This window comes from Rickettsiella grylli (assembly GCF_000168295.1).
GTDB classification, from domain to species: domain Bacteria; phylum Pseudomonadota; class Gammaproteobacteria; order Diplorickettsiales; family Diplorickettsiaceae; genus Aquirickettsiella; species Aquirickettsiella grylli.
The window spans coordinates 345,975-364,401 of sequence record NZ_AAQJ02000001.1 but is presented as its reverse complement, the minus strand read 5'-3'; the positions used below and the strand labels follow the sequence as shown (position 1 = coordinate 364,401).

At 39.8% G+C, this 18,427-nt stretch carries 16 protein-coding genes and 1 pseudogene; 10 read left to right on the top strand and 7 right to left on the bottom strand.

Features of this window, described 5'->3' with window-relative positions; translation table 11 throughout:
• Window positions 1-49 precede the first annotated feature (49 nt).
• Genes RICGR_RS01615 through RICGR_RS01605 form a run of 3 tightly spaced genes read right to left on the bottom strand, consistent with a single transcriptional unit; the run spans window position 50 to window position 2,502 of the window.
• The gene (locus tag RICGR_RS01615; protein ID WP_006035618.1) at window positions 50-877 is read right to left on the bottom strand and encodes a metal ABC transporter permease; all 828 of its coding nucleotides are present in this window, start codon (window positions 875-877) and stop codon (window positions 50-52) included.
• Window positions 834-1,646 carry a metal ABC transporter ATP-binding protein gene (locus tag RICGR_RS01610; protein WP_006034750.1) on the bottom strand — a complete coding sequence of 271 codons (813 nt, stop codon included), beginning with the start codon at window positions 1,644-1,646 and terminating at the stop codon, window positions 834-836. Before RICGR_RS01610 ends, RICGR_RS01615 begins: the two co-directional genes overlap by 44 nt.
• On the bottom strand, window positions 1,633-2,502 hold the full coding sequence (locus tag RICGR_RS01605) for a metal ABC transporter solute-binding protein, Zn/Mn family (protein WP_006035370.1): 870 nt from the start codon (window positions 2,500-2,502) through the stop codon (window positions 1,633-1,635). Before RICGR_RS01605 ends, RICGR_RS01610 begins: the two co-directional genes overlap by 14 nt.
• A 136-nt stretch (window positions 2,503-2,638) precedes the next feature.
• On the opposite strand from RICGR_RS01605, the gene RICGR_RS01600 reads away from it, so the two are divergent.
• The 6 genes from RICGR_RS01600 to gcvPB all read left to right on the top strand — a co-directional run bounded on the left by RICGR_RS01600 (window position 2,639) and on the right by gcvPB (window position 8,818).
• The gene (locus RICGR_RS01600; RefSeq protein ID WP_006036012.1) at window positions 2,639-3,505 is read left to right on the top strand and encodes a ParA family protein; all 867 of its coding nucleotides are present in this window, start codon (window positions 2,639-2,641) and stop codon (window positions 3,503-3,505) included.
• Window positions 3,502-4,368 (top strand): ParB/RepB/Spo0J family partition protein, encoded by an 867-nt coding sequence (locus tag RICGR_RS01595; RefSeq protein WP_006035004.1) that lies wholly within the window; start codon window positions 3,502-3,504, stop codon window positions 4,366-4,368. The genes RICGR_RS01600 and RICGR_RS01595 overlap by 4 nt, the downstream gene beginning before the upstream one ends.
• A gap of 95 nt (window positions 4,369-4,463) precedes the next feature.
• A complete protein-coding gene (gene gcvT, locus RICGR_RS01590) occupies window positions 4,464-5,552 on the top strand; it encodes a glycine cleavage system aminomethyltransferase GcvT (protein WP_006035791.1) in 1,089 nt (362 codons plus the stop codon).
• 36 nt (window positions 5,553-5,588) lie between these two features.
• A complete protein-coding gene (gcvH, locus tag RICGR_RS01585) occupies window positions 5,589-5,978 on the top strand; it encodes a glycine cleavage system protein GcvH (RefSeq protein WP_006034823.1) in 390 nt (129 codons plus the stop codon).
• Window position 5,979: 1 nt separating this feature from the next.
• A complete protein-coding gene (gene gcvPA / locus RICGR_RS01580) occupies window positions 5,980-7,341 on the top strand; it encodes an aminomethyl-transferring glycine dehydrogenase subunit GcvPA (RefSeq protein WP_006035375.1) in 1,362 nt (453 codons plus the stop codon).
• A 10-nt stretch (window positions 7,342-7,351) separates the two neighbouring features.
• Window positions 7,352-8,818, top strand: coding sequence for an aminomethyl-transferring glycine dehydrogenase subunit GcvPB (gene gcvPB, locus RICGR_RS01575; protein ID WP_006034755.1), 1,467 nt, complete (start codon window positions 7,352-7,354; stop codon window positions 8,816-8,818).
• 23 nt (window positions 8,819-8,841) lie between these two features.
• Here the strand turns inward: gcvPB and folP are convergent, their stop codons facing one another.
• On the bottom strand, window positions 8,842-10,188 hold the full coding sequence (gene folP, locus RICGR_RS01570) for a dihydropteroate synthase (protein ID WP_006035130.1): 1,347 nt from the start codon (window positions 10,186-10,188) through the stop codon (window positions 8,842-8,844).
• A 106-nt stretch (window positions 10,189-10,294) separates the two neighbouring features.
• Here folP and rpoD point away from each other — a divergent pair, with 106 nt between their 5' ends.
• From rpoD to RICGR_RS01555, 3 genes are all read left to right on the top strand, one after another.
• Complete coding sequence (gene rpoD, locus RICGR_RS01565; protein ID WP_006035903.1) at window positions 10,295-12,223, top strand: RNA polymerase sigma factor RpoD; 1,929 nt, start codon at window positions 10,295-10,297, stop codon at window positions 12,221-12,223.
• Between the two features lie 125 nt (window positions 12,224-12,348).
• A complete protein-coding gene (locus tag RICGR_RS01560) occupies window positions 12,349-12,888 on the top strand; it encodes a DUF488 domain-containing protein (RefSeq protein ID WP_006034973.1) in 540 nt (179 codons plus the stop codon).
• A gap of 122 nt (window positions 12,889-13,010) precedes the next feature.
• Window positions 13,011-13,850 (top strand): Rpn family recombination-promoting nuclease/putative transposase, encoded by an 840-nt coding sequence (locus RICGR_RS01555; protein ID WP_081441661.1) that lies wholly within the window; start codon window positions 13,011-13,013, stop codon window positions 13,848-13,850.
• A gap of 73 nt (window positions 13,851-13,923) precedes the next feature.
• On the opposite strand, the pseudogene RICGR_RS01550 reads toward RICGR_RS01555, so the two are convergent.
• Window positions 13,924-15,145: pseudogene (locus tag RICGR_RS01550) on the bottom strand (IS256 family transposase).
• Between the two features lie 131 nt (window positions 15,146-15,276).
• On the bottom strand, window positions 15,277-16,437 hold the full coding sequence (locus RICGR_RS01545; protein WP_006035992.1) for a hypothetical protein: 1,161 nt from the start codon (window positions 16,435-16,437) through the stop codon (window positions 15,277-15,279).
• Between the two features lie 242 nt (window positions 16,438-16,679).
• Here RICGR_RS01545 and gstA point away from each other — a divergent pair, with 242 nt between their 5' ends.
• On the top strand, window positions 16,680-17,288 hold the full coding sequence (gene gstA, locus RICGR_RS01540; protein WP_006035179.1) for a glutathione transferase GstA: 609 nt from the start codon (window positions 16,680-16,682) through the stop codon (window positions 17,286-17,288).
• 16 nt (window positions 17,289-17,304) lie between these two features.
• On the opposite strand, the gene RICGR_RS01535 is transcribed toward gstA, so the two are convergent.
• Window positions 17,305-18,384 (bottom strand): glycoside hydrolase family 3 N-terminal domain-containing protein, encoded by a 1,080-nt coding sequence (locus RICGR_RS01535; protein WP_006035967.1) that lies wholly within the window; start codon window positions 18,382-18,384, stop codon window positions 17,305-17,307.
• Between the last annotated feature and the right edge of the window lie 43 nt (window positions 18,385-18,427).

The window sequence follows — 18,427 nt, the reverse complement described above, 5'->3', positions numbered from 1 at the left end:
TTCCTCATTGAGAAAGGAGCCTTGTTATCTCAACACACTGCTCCTTTTTTTATGAACGATTTTTTTTTCCTAAAAAACTCAAAAAATAATTAAACGCCGTTAACGCGCTAATCCAAAACGGGATAGGCCAATCGGTCACGAACGCTAAAAGAATACCGAACCACACCATCAAAACACCCAACACCACCGTTAAAAACAAACCACTAGCAACACACTGTGTCCAATTTAAGGCAGAGGCTGCGGGTCCTATCAATAACGTAAAGACTAAAAGTACACCCACTACTTGACTGGTGACCGTAACAGCCACTGCCACAATAATCATAAACACAATCGAAATAAACGATAAAGAAACTCCTTTTGCTTCGGCTAATTCGGGTTCCAAACTAGAGAATAATAAAGGTCGTGCGATAATACTTAACGCACATAAACTAAGAATAGAATCAATCAACATCATGTTTATTAAATGGGATGACACCCCTAAAAGATTACCGAAAAGTATCGTCATCGCTTGCACGGCATACTGCGTATAAAGATGTAAAAATAAAACGCCTAATCCTAAGGACAACGCCAAAATGACACCAATGGTGATATCGCTTTTATTCACTCTGTGACCTAAGCACCCCATTCCTATTGCTGCGAATACGGTCAAAAACAATTGTCCCATCACGGGTGTTAAACCCACTAAGCCGGCGCCTGTCGCGCCTGCAAATCCGATATGACCGAGCGCATGGCCCGCAAATGCTAATTTGCGGATGAGCATAAAATAGCCTACGAAACCTGCTAGAACGGCAGCAATCGTGCCTGCAATCAACGCGTTTCGTAAAAAATAATAATCAAACAGAGAAATGATCAAGGTCGGGTCGACAATGGTTGACATGATGATGGAATCCTAATTCTTTATTGATGACAAAAAGTTGCTGTTCGTGCTGAATAACGTCTATATCCATGCCATACAGTTCACTCAATTTTTTACTATTAATAATTTCATTGACTAAACCAATCACGGCGTGACCTTTCGCCAAATAAAGTACTCTATCAACACTGGTTAACAACGGGTTAATATCATGTGAAGTAAACAAGATGGTCATGCCATAGTCCAAACGAATCGTATTAATTAAATGAACCAATGCAGCCTGGTAATGGGGATCTAAATTCATCAGTGGTTCATCCAGCAATAAAATTTTGGGTTTATTCAATAATGCTTGCGCTAATAATAAACGTTGACGTTCTCCTCCCGACAAACGATTATACGGTCGATGCGCGATAGTTTCAGCGTTTACCAAATGGATAACACGCTGCAATTCCTGTTTTTTTTTTGAATTTAAAAAAGGTAAACCCCATTGATATCCTTTTAAATTAGCACCTAACCATGCATAAGCACTCAAATTATTGTTATTGTTTTGTCGCATCTGAGGCATATAGCCAATAAAAGGGGCGCCTTGATGAATCGCTTGTCCAAATAATGAAATCGATCCGTGGATAGGTCGAATTAAACCTAAAATAGAACGGAGTAATGTACTTTTTCCAGCCGCATTCGCGCCTAAAATAGCAACAAATTCTCCCCCCTTAATAGACGCTGTAAAATTTTGAAAAATACAACGTGGCCCATAGGCAAGACTAAGCTGTTTAAATTCAATGGCGTTCATTGAGCACATACTCCACCCGTTTCAATTGATCGTTCATCCACTGATAATAAGTGGTTGACACTGGTTGAGTTTCGGTAACACCTATAATAGGAATCCCATTTAATTCTGCTTGATGTAATAAATAAAAGACTAAAGGACTACTGACTTGACGATTGAAAAAAACCAGTTTGACACGATGTTGCTGTAATTGACGTTGGAAATCTTGAACCTGTTGGGGGCTCGGTTCCACACCATTCATCATACTGTGTTGAAAAGCGATTCCTTCCATACGAAATCCTAACGCCTGTGCCATATAACCGAATATAGGCTCTGTTGCAATCACCGAAATATTGGGATGCTGACGTTTTATACGCTTTATCAGTTGGTATAACTTTTTCTGCTGCGCCATAAATGCCTGATAATGAGCTTGATATTGCTGACGATGCTGAAAATCAATTGTCATTAAAAATTGGCTCAAAGCTTGCGCATAAACCGACATGGTATGGGGATCGTACCAAATGTGAGGATTATCCCCTTCTTTTTTATGCATTAAATCAGCAACGCACATCACGGTTCTTTGGGAATTTTTTTGTACATTTAATAGGTTTTTTATCCAGGAATCATAACCTAAACCATTATAAACAATGAGATCCCCTCGTTCCAAAACCTTAGCAATATGCGGTGTTAAACTAAATAAATGCGGATCCTGAAAAGGTTGATTCAGAATGGTGGTTACTTTTACAAAATCACCACCCATTTCTTTTGCAACGTCACCATAAAAATTTTCAGCAGCGATAACTTGAATCGGTTTTGCTATACTAGACGATGTAAAGCCGATGGCCAATAGCAAAATGCAGTATTGAAAAAATTTGAACATTAAAAACTCTTTATGTGTCAACCTACTCGCATGATAGTCACGTTTTATTCAAATCGGTATTCCATCCAATGGTGTAGCAAGTTTTCAGTAAGCCGTTATACTATATCAAACTTGTCACGATAAATTATGGGACATTATGGGCAAAATTATTGCTATCGTAAATCAAAAAGGGGGAGTGGGTAAAACCACCACCTCCATTAATCTTGCCGCATCGATGGCTTTATTAGAACAAAAAACGCTATTAATTGATCTCGATCCTCAAGCCAATGCAACCACTGGCAGTCTATTACAAAAAGAATATAAATCGCATAGTGCCCAGGTATTATTAGGCGAAATTTCAATCGAGCACAGTTTAATCGTAACGCCCGGAAAATATACATTAATACCGGGTTCAGGAAATTTAACGCATGCTGAAATTCAACTCTTAAAAACCGAACAACGTGAATATACACTCAAAAAAAAGCTAATGCCCTTGGCAGATCATTATGATTATATTCTGTTCGATTGTCCGCCATCCTTAAATATATTAACAATTAATGCATTAGTTGCCGCTCAGTCGGTTATTATTCCCGTGCAATGTGAATATTTTGCTTTAGAAGGTTTAAGTAATCTCATGAACACATTACACAGTTTACGTGCGACTGCCAATGCCAACTTATATATTCATGGGATACTTCGTACGCTATTTGACGGTCGGAATAGTCTCGCCAAACAAGTTTCAGAAGAGCTCTCGATGCATTTTAAAGATAAACTGTATACGACGCGAATACCACGCAACATTCGACTTGCAGAAGCACCGAGTCATGGACAACCCGCTTTATTGTATGATCCTCAATCCAATGGAAGTCAGGCCTATTTAAATTTAGCCAAAGAAATATTAACCCGTGACGGCCGTGCTATTCCATCGATACATGCATCCACCGATACCCCCGCGAACGTTTTTTTAAAAAAACGTTCGCGTTCCCCTGAAAAAACATCATCCATTGAGCAGGTACTCGGATGAAAAAATCTCGTTTAGGTCGAAATCTTGATATGTTATTAAGCGGTCAACCGTTTGAAGATTTAGTACAAACAACACAAACGCTTAAAAAAGAAGAACTTTGTCATTTACCTATTGAATACATGCAAGCCGGTCGTTATCAGCCGAGAAGAGAATTTACCCAAGATGCACTCGAAGATTTAGCGCACTCAATACGCATGCAAGGGATTATTAATCCTATTGTGGTACGCCTTATTGAGAAAAACCGCTACGAAATTATCGCCGGTGAACGTCGTTGGCGCGCTGCTCAATTAGCGCATCTTAATGAAGTGCCTGTACTTGTCAAAGACATTTCAGATGAAACCGCTCTCGCATTGTCCTTGATCGAAAATATTCAACGCCAGGATTTAAATCCACTGGAAGAAGCCGAAGGGATACAACGATTGATTCATGAATTTAAACTCACGCATCAAGAAATTGGCACGACCTTAGGTCGTTCACGCAGTACGATTACCAATTTACTTCGTTTATTACATTTAGCACCTCCCGTAAAACGTTTATTACAACAAGGACAACTTGAAATGGGCCACGCAAGAGCTTTACTGAGTTTATCCAGTCCTCTACAAATTCAAGCGGCTGAGAAAATTGTAAAAAATAAATTATCGGTTCGCGAAGCGGAACGTTTTGTACAAAAGCTGGAACTTACTTCGACCAAAACGATTCAACCTTTCCATGGTGATGCGGATGTACAACAATTAGAACGTAAGCTATCGGAATTATTAGGAACGAAAGTTTACTTTAAACAAACGGAAAAAGGGAAAGGTCAACTTATCATTCATTATAATAGTTTAGACGAACTGGATGGTATCTTGACCCATTTGAATTAACTTTTTCAATGATTGAGTAACCTTCAAACGCTAGTAATTTATCACCTAATCGTTATAATGAGGACATTGAAAAACTTACGAAATGGCTAGCATTCATGGAAAATAAAACAATTCTTCACGGACAGCATAAAAAAAATGGGGCGATACTCGTCAATTTTGCCGGCTGGGAAATGCCGTTGCATTATGGTTCACAAATACAAGAACATCATGTTGTCAGACAAGACAGTGGTTTATTTGATGTTTCGCACATGCTTGCTGTCGATATTATAGGTCAAGCCGCATTACCCTATCTTAGTTTTTTATTCGCTAACAATCCGCAACGTCTTATTCCGGGAAAAGCCTTATATACCTGCATGTTAAATGATGCCGGTGGAGTCTTAGACGATTTAATTGTGTATCAACTTTCTGAACACATTTATCGTATCGTCATTAACGCCGCGAATCGGCACTCTGATCTGGATTGGATGAAAAAACAAGCGCAGAATTTCCCGACGATTTCGATCGTTGAACGGACCGATCTCGCCATTATTGCCATTCAAGGTCCTCATGCGATAACAAAAACGCTACAAGCCTTCAATGCGCATCAACAGTCCTTAATAAGCGCATTAAAGCCGTTTCATTGTCTCCACGATAATCATTGGTTTATCGCAAGAACCGGTTATACCGGTGAGGATGGGCTCGAGGTTATTTTACCCCTGCATGAAGCGGAAAATTTCTGGCAACGTCTCATTGAATTAGGGAGTAAACCATGCGGATTAGGCGCACGGGATACCTTGCGACTCGAAGCAGGATTAAATTTACAAGGTTCAGATATGGATATCACCACGACTCCTTTAGAATCCAACCTGGCGTGGACCGTGGCGTGGGATCCGATTGATCGCAGTTTTATCGGCCGTCAAGCACTCAACCAACAAAAAGAAAATCTCACGCGCAAACTTGTTGGGTTGGTACTCGAAGAAAAAGGACGTATTCTACGTAACCATCAAAAAATTATTACACCAAAAGGAGAAGGTGAAATCACCAGCGGGAGTTACTCACCGACGTTAGGTACTTCCATTGCGTTGGGTAGAATCCCTTACGCACACCATGAAGATTATTGTGATGTTATCATGGGCACGAAGCAATACACCGCACGTATCGTTAAACCTCCTTTTATACGAAAAGGAAAAAAAACGTTTCACTAAGAATTAAATTTATAGTTATATAAAAGAGCCATTAGCATGAAAAATTTACCTGAATTAAAATATACATCGACTCACGAGTGGATTCGGTTTGAAGAGAACAACAGTGTCTATGTCGGTATTACTCCACATGCCCAAGAGCTATTAGGTGATGTCGTTTATGTTGAATTGCCTCCGATTAATAAACGCTTGAATCAACATGAAGAAGCCTGTGTTTTAGAATCCGTTAAAGCCGCTGCTGATGTCTATGCGCCCCTTTCAGGTGTGGTAACAGATATTAATACGTCATTGAACGATAAACCTGAGCTTATTAATACGGATGCTTACGGACAAGGGTGGTTGTTTCGACTACAATTTTCAGACGCCACTGAACTAAAAAAATTAATGGATCAAATACAGTACGAGCAACATATTTTGGTTGAGGCCTAAAATGCCTTTTGTCCCTCATACTGATGTTGAAATCCAAGAAATGTTAGCCACACTGGGTGTACATACGATTGATGATTTATTTGACGAAATCCCCCCTCATTTAAAAACGATCGAATTCAGCCAGATTCCTTCCGGCTTCACTGAAATGGAATTAACGCAAATCATCGAAAAAAGAAGTCAAGAAAATAAAAAAGGACTGTGTTTTATTGGCGCTGGCGCTTATGAACACTACATTCCTGCTGCTGTTTGGGAGATTACAAGTCGGGGCGAATTTTTGACGGCCTATACCCCTTATCAAGCCGAGGCAAGTCAAGGGAGCTTGCAACTCATTTATGAATATCAAACCATGATGGCCCGCCTAACCGGCATGGACTACTCAAACGCTTCGCTCTATGATGGCGCCACAGCGTTGGCCGAAGCTGTTTTAATGGCCATCCGATCAAACAAAAAAACACACTCGATTAAAATTTTAATTCCACGCACGGTACATCCCCATTATCGACACACGTTACAAACCATTGTAACGCAACAAGCCATTGAACTCATTGAACTGGATTACTGTCCCGAACAGGGTAAAATACTGCTTTCAACCCTGGAAAATGATCCAAAAAACGATATGTGTGCTTTAGTGATACCGCAACCCAATTTTTTTGGTGTTCTCGAATCCGTTGATGAGCTGACCGATTGGGCACATAGTCAAAACGCGTTTGTCATTGCTGTCAGCAATCCATTAAGTTTGGCGCTACTCAAAGAGCCAGGAAGTTGGGGCACTCAAGGCGCTGATATTGTGTGTGGTGAAGGACAAGCGCTGGGTGTACCGCTTGCAGGGGGTGGACCTTATTTTGGGTTTATGTGTTGCAAAAAACCATGGTTACGACAAATGCCAGGCCGGATTGTTGGTCGTACACGCGATAAAAACAATAGGCCTGGTTTTACATTAACCTTACAAGCACGGGAACAACACATCCGTCGAGCCAAAGCCACGTCAAATATTTGCACAAATCAAGGTTTACTCGTTACGGCGGCAACCATTTATATGAGTTTACTCGGATCCAAAGGGTTACAACACGTGGCTTCTTTATCTCATCAACGGTCACGGCAGCTGGCAGCGCTACTCACGCAACTACCCGAAATAGAATTCATTTTCAATAGCCCTTTTTTTCACGAGTTTGTCATTCGCGTTCCTCAACCTGCTCGTGATTTACTGCGTGAATTAACAACAGTCGGGATACACGGTGGCTATGACTTATCACACCACTACCCTGAATTAGGGAATGCCTTGCTGGTTTGTGCCACAGAAACGAAAAGCCAATCGGATTTAAAGGTCTATCAACACGCGTTATTAAAATTACTTTCTAATTAACCTCAAATTTATGCTTATTTTCGAACTGAGTCAGACAGGACGTGTAGCAAAATCGCAAATACGCGCTTTTGATTCAAAGGATACAACATTCAACACTCAATTAACGTCTATCCCTGAAAACTATTTACGAAAAACTAAACTTTGCTTACCTGAAGTTTCTGAATTGCAAGTTGTGCGACATTTTACCCGTCTTTCCCAAAAAAATTTCTCCATCGATACGCATTTTTATCCACTCGGATCATGCACAATGAAGTACAATCCACGTGGCGTACATCGTTTGGCATCCTTACCTGCTTTTCTTCATCAACATCCTTTATTACCTGAAACATCTTGTCAAGCCACACTGCGTTGTCTGTATGAATTTCAAGAAATTTTAAAAGACATCACCGGAATGTCCGGCGTTTCGTTGACGCCCATGGCGGGTGCGCAAGGTGAATTTGCCGGTGTTGCCATGATTAAAGCCTATCATGCTTCACGAGGTGATACGGCAAGAACAGAATTTTTAATCCCTGATGCAGCCCATGGTACGAACCCGGCTTCTGCGGCCATGTGTGGTTATAGTGTGCGCGAAATTCCTACGAATCCAGCAGGTGATATCGATTTAGACGCATTATATAGCGCCGTTGGATCGCATACCGCTGGCATTATGTTAACAAACCCCTCCACATTGGGTGTATTTGAACAACACATTGAACAGATTGCGTCGATTATCCACCAAGCAGGCGGATTACTCTACTACGATGGGGCTAACCTCAATGCCATTCTAGGCAAAGTACGTCCTAAAGATATGGGTTTTGATGTGATGCATCTTAATTTGCATAAAACATTTGCAACGCCTCATGGTGGTGGAGGTCCCGGTGCGGGGCCTGTTGCGGTTGGCGAACGTCTTCTCCCCTTTTTACCGATACCTATCGTCGCTTTTGAAAAAAATCGTTATCGCTGGCTTCATTTACAGGATCGCCCGCAAAGTATTGGCCGTTTATCTACGTTTATGGGAAATACAGGAATCCTTTTACGCGCTTATTTTTATGCGTGTTTACTCGGCCGCGAAGGCTTAAAACGCGTTTCTGAATTTGCCACACTCAATGCGAATTATTTACTGAAACAATTACAACGAATAGGTTACATTCCCGCGTTTCCACAACGACGCGCAAGCCATGAATTTATCTTGACACTCAAAAATTTATCGAAACAGGCGAATGTCACTGCCATGGATGTGAGCAAACGTTTACTTGACTTTGGTTTTCATGCACCCACAACCTACTTTCCCTTGCTCATTCCAGAATGTTTATTAATAGAACCGACCGAAACTGAATCGAAACAAGAACTTGATCAGTTTATATCCGCGATGGAAAAAATTCTGATTGAAGCAAAAAAAAATCCAACACACCTCAATAATGCACCGCACCACCTCCGTTTAAAACGTTTAGATGATGTTAAGGCCGTACGAGAATTAGATTTGACATGGGAAAATTAATTTTGCACTCCCATTTTTCTTAATTACACGGTTGCGAATTCTTCTGATTGAGTAAATTGTGTGGACATTCGGATAGCTTGCGCATTTAAACCCACATTATGTACACGCAAGAAATCCACGCCTTGTGCAGCCAGTTGATAAGAGAGCATCGCTGTTTCAAAATCTCTCGCAGGAAACGGCTTTTCGGTTATGGCGTTTAAAAACGATTTCCGTGAATGGCCAATTAACAAAGGACAATGTAATCGACGAAAATGGCAAATATTTTTTAACAAGAAAATGGATTGTTGCGCCGTTTTTCCAAAACCTATACCCACATCGAAAATAAGCTGATGCGCATTCACCCCGTCAGCCAGAAGTTGGTCAAAGCGTTGTTCCGCCCAATTTGTGATTTGTTCGCATATATCGCCATGAGACATCATCACATTTGTTTTCTGTGGAGGAATACCCAGGTTATGCATCACCACACACTTCACCACACTACCGGCTAGCAATGCACGCATATTCGGATCAACAAAGCCACTGACATCATTAATCCAGTCAATACCCAGTTGCATCGCTTGCTCTGCGACACGGTAGTGTCGTGTATCAATACTCAATTTGGGTTTAAAAGGCCATTGTTTCATCTGTTCTTTTAAGGCAACTAAAACAGGATGTAATAATGCCCACTCGGTTTCAGGTGAAACAGCCGGATTAGCATGTGGCCGAGTGGATTCAGCACCAATATCCAGCACTTCTGCACCTTCGCGCACCAGTTTTTCAGCTTGAGCCAATGCATTAGGTAAGGTTATAAAACGACCTCCATCAGAAAACGAATCGGGTGTGATATTTAATATCCCCACTAACGCACTTCCCTCTAAGCGATGAGGCAATTGTTTCGTTCCACAAGGTGCCTGTTCACCGCTATAACGCGATCCCCAATTGGACAATACATCATTGAATTCTGCTGTAGGGTGTTGCCAATTGGGCCATAAATCAAGCAACGGCCATAGCGCAAAAGGTCTTGATAACAGCTCAGCATGAGGAATTTTTAGGTCGGCCTGATTAATCACGCAATTATCCCACGCTAAAATATCAATGTCGATAATGCGTGGCGCCCACCGTTGGCCTTCTTCTCGTCCCATTTGACGTTCAATCTGTTTAATCACTGTCAATACCTCACCCGGTGACAAATCGGTTTCACACGCCACTGCAAGGTTTAAAAAAGATCGATTCCAAGCCACCGGGGCATAAGCGGGTAAGAGCGCTTGTGAACTATAAAGAGGAGAAATTCGATAAGGTGCAATCTTCCGTGATTTTTGTAATAATTGCAGCGCTTGGCGTAGGTTATTGAAACTATCGCCTAAGTTTGTACCTAAACTGAGTATTCGCATAATTTTTTGCCTTAAAGGAGTTACCTTTGACGCTAAAGGTTTATAGGTTTATCTTCAATTAGGTATATAATAAAATTACTACTTTCCCAAGAGGTCAAGCGCAGCTATGGATTTCGAACAACAACAATCCCGTTTACGAGAGCTTATTACACACGGTAAAAAACAAGGATTTGTCACGTATGCTGAAATCAATGACCATCTGTTAGAAGATATTATCTCTGAAGCTGAGCAAGAGCAACTGCAGCTTGATGAAATCATCTTGATGCTTAATGATATCGGCATACCGGTTTATGAAGTTCCCCCGGATATGGAAACATTACTCTCCTCGAGTATTGTCAATAATGCAGAAGAAGAGAATAGTTCAGAAAATGTAACTATTTTAGGTAATATCACCACTGAGTTAGGTCGCACAACGGATCCGGTTCGGATGTATATGCGTGAAATGGGAACCGTTGAATTACTGACTCGCGAAGGTGAAATTAAACTCGCCAAGCGTATTGAAGACGGATTGCAAGCCATACTCGCCGCACTTGCTCAATATCCTGTCAATATTTCCCATATATTGAACGAGTATACGCGGTATGAACAACAAGAAATCCGTTTAAATGACATTATTAGTGGATTTTTAGATCTCGAAGAATTATCCATACCTCTTGAATTGCCTTCTGGAAAGAATATCACGTCCACAGAAACCCCTGATGAACGTTTTAACAGAAGTGATAAACGCACAGATGACAAAGATAATGATGAAGGTGATGATGCTAAATCTAAAATCAGTGCAACGGACGATGATGAAGGTTTTGGCGAGCTGGATGGTGGGCCTGACCCAGAATTAGCACATACACGCTTTGCTGAATTAAAAGCCCATTATGAAGCGTATATTGCCGCACAAAAAAAATGGGGACGTCATGATAAAAAAACCATAAAACAAGCCGTCCTATTAGCCGATGCGTTTACTAAATTTAAATTAATCCCACGTCAGCTCGACAAATTAACACGCAACATGCGCGGGCTTTTAGAAAAAATTCGACTCCAAGAACGTATTATTATGCGTTTATGCGTTAATGAAGCAAAAATGCCACGTCTGCTTTTCATTAATACGTTTCCCAAAAATGAAACCAATGAAAATTTCCTAAAAAAACATATTCACGCTAAAAAAAGTTACTCATCCCGTTTAAAGGAGCTACTCGCTCCCATCACAGCCGCACAAAATAAATTACATGAATTGGAAAAAACGATAGGCATGACCATCACTGAAATTAAAGAAATTAATCGCCAAATGTCCGCAGGAGAAACGAAAGCAAGACGAGCAAAAAAAGAAATGGTTGAAGCCAATCTACGATTGGTTATTTCTATTGCTAAAAAATATACCAATCGAGGTTTACAATTCCTTGATTTAATTCAAGAAGGTAATATTGGTTTAATGAAAGCGGTCGATAAATTTGAATATCGCCGCGGCTATAAATTTTCAACCTACGCCACGTGGTGGATACGGCAAGCGATTACTCGATCCATTGCTGATCAGGCACGTACTATTCGTATTCCTGTGCATATGATCGAAACGATTAATAAATTAAACCGGATTTCACGTCAAATATTACAAGCAACAGGAAAAGAACCTTCGCCCGAAGATCTCAGTAAAAAAATGGGTTTACCTGAAGATAAAATTCGAAAAATTCTTAAAATTGCTAAAGAACCTATTTCGATGGAAACACCTATCGGTGATGAAGATGGTGATTCCCACCTGGGTGATTTTATTGAAGACGCCGCCGCTTTATCGCCTATTGACGCCGCGACAATAGAAGGTTTACGCGAAACAGCACAACGGGTATTAGCCTCACTGACGCCGCGAGAAGCGAAAGTATTGCGTATGCGCTTTGGTATTGATATGAATACGGACCACACATTGGAAGAAGTCGGCAAACAATTTGATGTAACGCGTGAACGCATTCGTCAAATTGAAGCAAAAGCTTTACGTAAGTTACGTCATCCGACACGTTCAGAACCCCTACGCAGTTTTTTAGATCAAGAATAACACATTATCATTCAATTGATTTTACACGCGTGTGATCTATTTAGAGAGGTATGTGCTTTCATAAACCTACTTTATTTCGTATCGCACTTTACAGACTCGATACAGCAGGATAAGGCTTATTGTCTATGCCTAAGCTTTACACAATCGGACATTCGACACGGATTCTTCAGGAATTTCTCGATATATTGCAGGCCTATCACATTACGCACCTCGTTGATGTGCGTACCCTTCCAAGGTCTCGTCATGTGCCGTGGTTTAATGAAAAAGAACTCAAAAAATCGCTTCGAAAATATAAAATCGCTTACACCCATCTTCCCAAATTAGGTGGCTTACGTCGAACGACGAGAAACTCCATCAATAGAGGATGGCGTAATACAGGTTTTCGTGGGTTTGCAGACTATATGCAAACAACTGAATTTTTCGAAGGTTTGAAAACGTTAAATGAGTTAATAAAGAAAAATAAAAAGGTCGCCATCATGTGCGCCGAAGCAGTACCCTGGCGATGTCATCGATCGTTGATTGCGGATGCAGAAGTTGTCCGTCATTTTACTGTTTTAGAAATAATGAGCAAGACTTCAGTACGCATACATAAGCTGACTGATTTCGCAGTAGTGAATAGAAAAAAAAGACCCCTTCAAATTTATTATCCTTTGTTCGAAAAATAATAGACTTAATTAATAGAGCCAATAAAGAAACAGTATATTATTCAAAATTCCGATTAATTATTATCTTTTACGATATTCCGTGATAAACTTCTTTTCTCAATCATAATCAGGATAACAAAACCGTGTCGATTCAGATTCATAATGCGCACGATGCCATTTTTAAGACGTTTTTTACGGATATTAAAGTTGCAACCCACTTCATCACGATTTATTTGCCCAAACACATGAAACAAGCCTGTGATTTTTCGACGTTAAAGATTGAGCCCGGGTCTTTTGTCGATGCAGATCTGAAACAACATCATTCTGATATTTTGTACTCGTTGAAAGTCAATGGGATGCACGGTTATGTTTATCTTAATCTCGAACATCAAAGCACCGCAGAAGAACTGATGCCTTTTCGCATGCACCGCTATAAAGTGGCCATTATGCAGCAGCATCTAAACCTTGGATACAAAAAATTACCGGTTGTTATTTCGATGCTTTTCTACCATGGGAAAGGTCAGTACCCTTATTGCTTAAAGCTTATCGATTGCGTTGAGGACACGCCCTTTGCAAAAGCACATTTCTTCGATGACCCACTGCTTGTCGATCTCAATGTACTGCCGGATAAGGAAATCTATCGACACAAACAGCTTGCTTTCTTAGAAATTGTTCAAAAACATATTTTTACCAGAGATCTAGAGGATATCGCCGATCATATTATAAAGCTAATTAAACGGGTGAAGCCTGATCATGATTTGTTCAATCAATTGATATATTATATGTTAGTCAAAGGTGAGACTGCCAATGTGAACCAGGTGATTGAGAAGCTTAAAACCATCGAAGACTATGAGGAAGATATTATGAATGCAGCACAGCAATTAAAACAGCAAGGTCGGCAAGAAGGAGAGTATTGTAAAGCAATTAATATTGCTAAAAAAATGTTAGCTAAACGAATTAATCTTCACTTATCAAGGAAATAACGGGTCTATCGGATGAGGATTTACTGATTCTAGAAGAGTAGAGAGTGTTCACAAAACTGTGTCATTAATAGTTTTATCGTAACTGTAAATTTAATCTGCCATCAAAAAATATCTGTAGTTGAGAGGCAATTAAGGCCCAATTATGCAGGGGCTGGTACCACTTTTCTAGTATTTTTTGACAGGCACAGTAAATTAATTTAAGTAAGGCATTTTCACTAGTAAAAGCGCCTTTATTTTTGGTATATTTACGCACTTGCCGATGAAACCCCTCCACTATATTCGTTGTGTAAACAATACGTCGTAGCTCTTCTGGGTACTTAAAATACTGAGACAAACGCTCCCATTGAGTTTGCCAAGACTTAATCACAGCAGGGTATTTTTTACCCCATTTTTCATCAAGCTCCAATAGGCGATGCTCGGCTAAATCCTTGGAGCTCGCACGATAAACCAATTTTAAATCAGCCATAAAGGATTTTTGATCTTTGCTGGTCACGTACTTTAATGAGTTACGGATTTGATGAATCACACAAAGCTGAATTTCTGTCTGGGGGAAAACCTCAGCAATGGCTTCAGGAAAACCCTTTAATCCGTCAATGCTAGCAATGAGAATATCCTCAACTCCGCGAGCGCACAAATCATTTAAAACGTGTAGCCAGAAACGAGAACCTTCATTTTCAGAAAGATACAGCCCTAAAATTTCTTTACGACCCTGATTGTTAACACCCAAAACCGAATAAAAAGCACGACTACTGACTTTTCCTTCAATACGCACCTTAAAATGCATGGCATCGAGAAATACGATGGGATACACAGATTCTAACGGTCTATTTCGCCATTCCGTTATAACCGGCATTAATTTATCGCTTATCAAGCTAATTTTAGCGGCTGAAACCTCAAGACCATACATATCCCGCCAGATGTTCTTGGATCGCCTCATAGCTCATCCCAAGTGCATACAATGACAGTATTTTGTTATCTAAGGACTCGTTTAAAACCGTTTGACGTTTCTTAACCATTTGTGGTTCAAACGTTCCTAAACGGTCTCGGGGTGTTTCTAGCTCAAAACTTTCTGTCCCCGTTTTTAATAACTTACTGGTTTTTCCATTGCGTCGATTTGAGATATCCGTTGCTTTAGATTCTGATAAATGAGCGTCTATTTCCCCCTCTAACGATGCTTCGATAATTTGTTTTATTAACGGCGTTAATATTCCATCTTTTCCTGTTAACGATTCTCCTGATTTTAGCCGTGCTATCGCTTCAGCTTCAAATTCTTTACTGAGTATGGCTTGTTTCATGTCAACTCCTAAAATTGTTGATTTAGTTTAGCGTTGACACAGTTAATTGAATACTCCCGAAGAGCCATTTTTTGTCTTCGACATCGTCTACGTTTGTAGTGCCTTCTGTATTCTATTTTAAAATGACAAAATCACGATTTAAGCGTAAATTGAATTTCATTTTGGTCAGGCTCTTTGTCTATTTTGGGAACATTTTTTGAGAAAAAAGTCCCGATAGAATTGCTTGCTGTTACGATGTCTTTCTTAATGTTTCTCACGATTGCGCCAATAGGCGTATGAGAAATCAATGTCAAAAAAGTCAAGCTACTGATTAAGAGATGATTCAAATCAACACTATTTCCCTGTGATGATTCACGTAATTTGAGTAAACGCGTTCCATTGATACCTTCAAAACCATATCTTTTAACTGTTTCTAATCTTGTTGTATTTACTCGCTCTAAGTCATCTTTTAATGTATTCCTAAAATCTTGTTTATATTCACTACTTCTTTTCGTTCTATTATTGTCAGTGACCTCATCCCAAACTAACCCAGAAGATTTTAATACATTAACACACGTTGCACCTAATGAATTCGTCTTCACGAAGGAATCGATATAATCTGATGCAATTCGAATCTTACCTTGATAATCCGCCATTAACCTCCCGGTCATTTTTCCGATTGTTTTAAAAGGTAACATGACGTTGAGATCCTTAGAAAAAAAGGCGTAACTCAGTAAAGCTAAATTAACTTCCGAAGGAGAAACTAAACGTTTTCTAACGAGTCCTAAATATGACAACTCCTTGGGAACTGAAAAGCTAGTTATTTTTTCGTTAATTTCCATAGCGCTCTCAAGAAATTCTTTTTTTATAATCGCGTCATTATCATCATTTAACGCTTGACATAACGTTGAACTGTGTAAATCGGGCCGAGAGGAATATAAAATAAACAAGCCCAAAAATTCATTCAGTGAGAATTTTTTTTCTTGTAAATAAGGATAAAGCAGCTGACCTGTTTTTTTATTTTTTTTACGCCATCTTTTATTTACTTTTTTTGCTTTCTCTAATAGCGACAATGTCTTCATTAACGATTTCAAATAATTGACGTCTATCTCAGGCTTTAACCAATTTTTTTTAAAACCTTTTACCTTCTCAGCTTGAATCCCCATTTTTTCTGTATGGTGACTTAATTGTTCAATAAAATCATGCATGGTTAAGCGGGGAAACGTGTCACAGTAATCCAAAAGTTTTTGAATTTTTCTGGCTTGATCAAACGGCAACGTAATCCATACTATTTCATTATTTTCATTTTTCATAAAACATCCTGTTACTAAACCTTGGAAGCTAGCATACCTCTCTTTTATTGACAAGAATAAAAATAATAGACCCTTAGAAAAATTTAATCTAAAAATAGGCCTATTCAATTTAGTTTAATACGCATGAATATTCGTTATTTTAGAAAAAATAAGCTACTGTATGGGGAGACACACGATATCAACAAATAGCACGCTGCTCATCTTGGTTTGTACGCCTCATCCATTATTTAAAGGAGCTGACGATGAAACTATTCTATAGCCCCGGTGCGTGTTCTTTATCGCCTCATATTATATTACGCGAAATAGGGAAACCGTTTACACTGGAAAAAGTCGATTTAATGAAAAAAAAGACTGAATCAGGAGAAGATTATTGGTCCATCAATCCTAAGGGACAAGTTCCTGCATTACGATTAGATGATGGTCATTTATTGACAGAAGGTCCGGCCATCGTCCTTTATCTAGCCGATACGTTCCACACCGATCTGGTTGCGCCTATCGGCGATTTTTCACGCTACCAAACCATCTCGTGGCTTGCCTATATTTCTTCTGAGCTTCATAAAAGTTTTAGTCCTTTATTTACGCCCGAAACACCCAAAGAATACCAACTCATCCTCCGAAAAAAGCTTGAAACCCAATTCAATTATCTGAATGATGTGCTCAAAAAAGATGACTATTTACAAGGACAGCATTTCATTGTAGCTGATGCTTATTTGTTTACTATTTTACGTTGGGCCTTTGCTATGAAATTTAATCTGGATAACACAAAACACTTAACTGCTTATTTCGACAACATTGCCAAACGAAAGGCTGTACACGCTGCTTTAACTGAAGAAGGTCTAAAACCAAAATAACCAAATAACCCTTGCATTATATTTCAGTCATCACGCGTTGAGCCTGTCTATAATCTTCCACTAAAGGCGGCTGTTTTAAACGACGATTAGATAAACGTTTTATTTTGTGTTCCGCTTCCTGATAGCGACGAAAAAATTCGGGCTCCGTGTGTTTTTTTTCAGTAAGAAAAGTAAGCAAATGCTCAAGTTTATCGAAATAATCAAGCTCGCGTTGGCCCCCACCCCCACAATAGAGAATAGCATCACAGCCACTTTCAAGACATCGAGACACACGTTCATTGATTGTTGGCGCTACACGTTTCAATGCGTCCATTTCCAACGCATCACTAAATAACGGCAAAGAATCTTTTGCCAGCTGGGCAGTAAAGAATTGAATCGTTTTTTTTGAAAGCGTCGCCGGTAACCTATCCACTGCCGAATAAATGACATGCGGAATCATCAAACCGTCATAACTCAAATCGCGATAAGGCGGCAAAGATTGCTTACAAATAGTATCGAGTGGACGGGTATCAATAGCACTTTCTACATGCGTATCCTGAATGACTTGACCATGATCCGGAAAATGCTTCGCAATGATATACAAACACCCATTGATTCCTTTTAAATAATGGTTGAGTAAATCTGTACTCTGCGGTGGATTTCCATACGATCGACCCTTTTTTCCAATAACGGCAGCCTCCGCATGATAGGTATCCATTACGGGACCATACAAAACCGTAATGCCTGCTTTTCGTAACTCATAAGCGGTGATAAGGCCACACGCATAGGCTCTATTTCTTGACGCTTCTTCGTCACCTTGTTCATAACGTTGGCGTAATTCATCCGGTTGTGGTAGCACAGTAAAGCCATTACCTCGCAATCGTTGCACACATCCGCCTTCGTGATCAACGGCAAGGACGATATCGGGACGCACGCTATGCATTTCATCTGAAAATTGTTTGACTTCATTCAAATTTATCGCAGTTTTATGCCTATCCCGAAAAATGGAAATTTCACGAATCATCGAATTTTTAATGAAGTCATTAAATGTTTCACGAAAAGATTTCTCTTTTAACCAATCGTGCAACACCACACCGAGTGTTAATATTCCACGCATAATGGTTTCCTATTTTTCATTGAAAATCCCCTGCCTCGAAAAA

Bases quoted from the DNA above. Each gene is read 5' to 3' on its own strand.
- RICGR_RS01595 (WP_006035004.1), top strand. From the start codon at position 3,502: ATGAAAAAATCTCGTTTAGGTCGAAATCTTGATATGTTATTAAGCGGT.
- RICGR_RS01610 (WP_006034750.1), bottom strand. From the start codon at position 1,646: ATGAACGCCATTGAATTTAAACAGCTTAGTCTTGCCTATGGGCCACGT.
- gcvT (WP_006035791.1), top strand. From the start codon at position 4,464: ATGGAAAATAAAACAATTCTTCACGGACAGCATAAAAAAAATGGGGCG.
- rpoD (WP_006035903.1), top strand. From the start codon at position 10,295: ATGGATTTCGAACAACAACAATCCCGTTTACGAGAGCTTATTACACAC.
- RICGR_RS01535 (WP_006035967.1), bottom strand. From the start codon at position 18,384: ATGCGTGGAATATTAACACTCGGTGTGGTGTTGCACGATTGGTTAAAA.
- gcvH (WP_006034823.1), top strand. From the start codon at position 5,589: ATGAAAAATTTACCTGAATTAAAATATACATCGACTCACGAGTGGATT.
- RICGR_RS01615 (WP_006035618.1), bottom strand. From the start codon at position 877: ATGTCAACCATTGTCGACCCGACCTTGATCATTTCTCTGTTTGATTAT.
- gstA (WP_006035179.1), top strand. From the start codon at position 16,680: ATGAAACTATTCTATAGCCCCGGTGCGTGTTCTTTATCGCCTCATATT.
- RICGR_RS01545 (WP_006035992.1), bottom strand. From the start codon at position 16,437: ATGAAAAATGAAAATAATGAAATAGTATGGATTACGTTGCCGTTTGAT.
- folP (WP_006035130.1), bottom strand. From the start codon at position 10,188: ATGCGAATACTCAGTTTAGGTACAAACTTAGGCGATAGTTTCAATAAC.
- gcvPB (WP_006034755.1), top strand. From the start codon at position 7,352: ATGCTTATTTTCGAACTGAGTCAGACAGGACGTGTAGCAAAATCGCAA.
- gcvPA (WP_006035375.1), top strand. From the start codon at position 5,980: ATGCCTTTTGTCCCTCATACTGATGTTGAAATCCAAGAAATGTTAGCC.
- RICGR_RS01560 (WP_006034973.1), top strand. From the start codon at position 12,349: ATGCCTAAGCTTTACACAATCGGACATTCGACACGGATTCTTCAGGAA.
- RICGR_RS01600 (WP_006036012.1), top strand. From the start codon at position 2,639: ATGGGCAAAATTATTGCTATCGTAAATCAAAAAGGGGGAGTGGGTAAA.
- RICGR_RS01605 (WP_006035370.1), bottom strand. From the start codon at position 2,502: ATGTTCAAATTTTTTCAATACTGCATTTTGCTATTGGCCATCGGCTTT.